This window comes from Clavibacter sp. MX14-G9D, assembly GCF_032917815.1.
Taxonomy (GTDB): Bacteria; Actinomycetota; Actinomycetes; order Actinomycetales; family Microbacteriaceae; genus Clavibacter; species Clavibacter michiganensis_K.
On sequence record NZ_JAVCVL010000305.1, the window covers coordinates 1 to 2,410 of the forward strand.

Here is a 2,410-nt window from a genome sequence, read left to right on the forward strand (position 1 = left end):
CCGCGAGCCGCGCGCGCTCGCGCATGCCGGCGATCCCGGCGCCGGTGCCGGGCAGCGCTCCCCGGGCCACGAGCGGCGACCGGCCGGACGAGCGCACCAGGAGCGCGAGCCCGGGACCGCGCCAGTCCAGCACCACGGAGGCGTCGGCGTCCGCGCCGCCGTGCTTGAGGGCGTTCGTCAGGCTCTCCTGCACGATCCGGTGGACGGCGAGCTGGTGCGCATCCCGCAGCGGCGGTCGGGCGCCCAGCTCGTCGAGGTCGATGCGCATGCCCACGTCCCGCATGCGCGCGACGAGCGCCGGCAGGTCGGCGAGCGACAGGAGCTCGTCGCCGGCGTCGGTGATCCGCTCGATGAGGCCGCGGACGTCGGTCAGGGCGTCGCGCGCGACCCCGGAGATCGCGGTCAGGACGCCGTCGACCACCTCCGGCTGCCGACGCGACAGCGCGGACGCGCCCTCCGACTGCGCCACCACGATCGTGAGCGCGTGCGCGATGGAGTCGTGGACGTCCCGGGAGATGCGGGCCCGCTCGGCGACCAGCCGCAGCTCCAGGTCGGTCTCGGCCAGCCGGCCCTCGGCCTCCTCGAGGACGCGACCGAGGCGGTGCAGGCGCAGCGCGGCCCCGACGCCGAAGCCCACGGCCCAGGCCAGGACGACCGCGCCGACCCCGGCGAGCAGCAGCACGACCAGGGTCGGGTGCAGCGGGCTGCCGCCGGCCGAGCCGAGCGCCGCCCACGCGAGGAGGCGCGTGGGGTTCGCACCCGAGGGCACGGCCGTGTGCACGACGGCGGCCAGCGCGGCGACGACGCCGGCCGGCAGGGCGACGAGCCGGGTCCGGCGGGAGCCCGTCGCGGCGACCATCAGCACGACGAACCCGACCGCCGCGTACAGGGGCCAGGTGGTCGAGTCGACGGCGGGGGCCAGCCCCGCCAGCTGCAGCACCGGGATCGCGACGACGATCGCGAGCGAGGCGGCCGGCATCCAGACGGCGAGGCCGATCGCAGCGCCGAGCGCGACGGCCAGGGTGGCGACGCCGGCGAGTCCGGCGCGTCCGGCCTCGGCGAGGATCCAGAGGGCGGCGAACGCGGCACCGCCGAGCGGGGCGACCAGGTGGGCGGTCGTGCGGGGTGAGGGCATGGGCACAGGCTACGAGGGGCGGTGCCCGCGATCCGGGCGGGGCGCGGAACCTCATCCCCGCGGGGGAGGAGCGTGCCGACGGCCGCTCCCGGAGGCCGCTCCCGGTGGGCGCTGGCAGACTGGCCCGGTGACTCGCACCCCCGCCGCCCCCGCCTTCACCCGACCGTCGCTCGCCCCCGGGCTCCTCGGCGCCATCGTGCTGCTGGCCGGCTTCGCGGTGATCGACGGCGACCTGTTCACGGTCGTGCGGTTCGCGGTCGCGATCCTCGCGCTGATCATGATCGTGTTCTCGGTGCGCGCCCGCAGCTGGTGGAGCGCGGCGCTGCTGGCGGCCGTGGCCGTGCTGTGGAACCCCGTCGCCGTGATCCCCGTCGAGGCGGTGACCTGGCAGTCGCTGCAGTACGTGGCGGCGATCGTGTTCATCGCCGCGGGGATCCTGGTGAAGGTCCCCGTCGAGGCGGGACCTACGCCGGGCCGACCCCGAACGCGCGCTCCTCGGTGAGCCCGCGGCGCAGGTAGGCGACGATCTCGTCGAGCGACCTGCGGGCGAGCGCCGGGTCCGCGGCCGGGTAGGCGAGCCAGCCGTGGTCGGCGCGCGGGATCCGCACGAGCCGCGCCTTCGTGCCCGCCGCCTTGAGCGCGGCGACGCCCTCCACGACGTCGTCGAGCCGCGGGTCCGCCGCCCCGACGTGGACGAGCGTGCCGGGCAGCCGGTCGAGGCCGTGCCCCTGGCGGTCGGGGGCCTGCAGCGTGGGCACCTCGCCGGACGGGCTCACGAGCACGAGCCGGAGGACCGCCGGGCCGTCGGCGTCCCGGGCGAGCGCGGTGACGCGCAGCGCCCGGTCGGCGCCGGGTCCGTCCCCGAGGATGCCGAGGCGCTCCGGGGTGCCGTTCCAGCCGGCGGCGTGCGAGGCGATCCAGGAGAGGCCCGCGAGGGCCTGCTCGTCGTCGTCCGGGGCCATGGCCACGACCACCGCGCGCAGGTCCTTCGCGAGCGTGGACGGCAGCCAGTCGCCGTCGTGCCGGGCGAGGACGACGAGCACTGGGGATCCGGTCGCCGAGCGGTCGTGGCCGGGCGGGGTCCAGACGGAGATGTCGAGCGGGAGGCCCTGCTTGCCCGCCGGATGCCGCACGACGCGCGCGCCGGCGGCGGGCGTGCCGTGCATCGACCGTGCCACGGCGGGCACGTGCCGGATGGCGAGGCCGAGGAGCCGGCGCCTCGGCGTGACGGTGGCGGAGGTGCGCGCGGCCATCAGGCGCTGCCCGCGCTGCCGG

3 protein-coding genes are annotated in these 2,410 nt (G+C 77.6%); 1 reads left to right on the forward strand and 2 read right to left on the reverse strand.

The genetic code is table 11. The features are described from left to right. Nucleotides 1-1,135: histidine kinase (locus Q6969_RS14990; protein ID WP_317231158.1), on the reverse strand; the 1,135-nt coding region annotated here is incomplete at its 3' end. A 127-nt stretch (nucleotides 1,136-1,262) separates the two neighbouring features. Between Q6969_RS14990 and Q6969_RS14995 the strand changes: the two genes are divergently transcribed. Further along, a complete protein-coding gene (locus tag Q6969_RS14995; protein ID WP_317231159.1) occupies nucleotides 1,263-1,637 on the forward strand; it encodes a DUF6804 family protein in 375 nt (124 codons plus the stop codon). On the opposite strand, the gene Q6969_RS15000 is transcribed toward Q6969_RS14995, so the two are convergent. Further along, the coding region (locus Q6969_RS15000; RefSeq protein ID WP_317231160.1) for an alpha/beta hydrolase fold domain-containing protein at nucleotides 1,600-2,410 on the reverse strand (811 nt) is incomplete at its 5' end. The genes Q6969_RS14995 and Q6969_RS15000 overlap by 38 nt on opposite strands.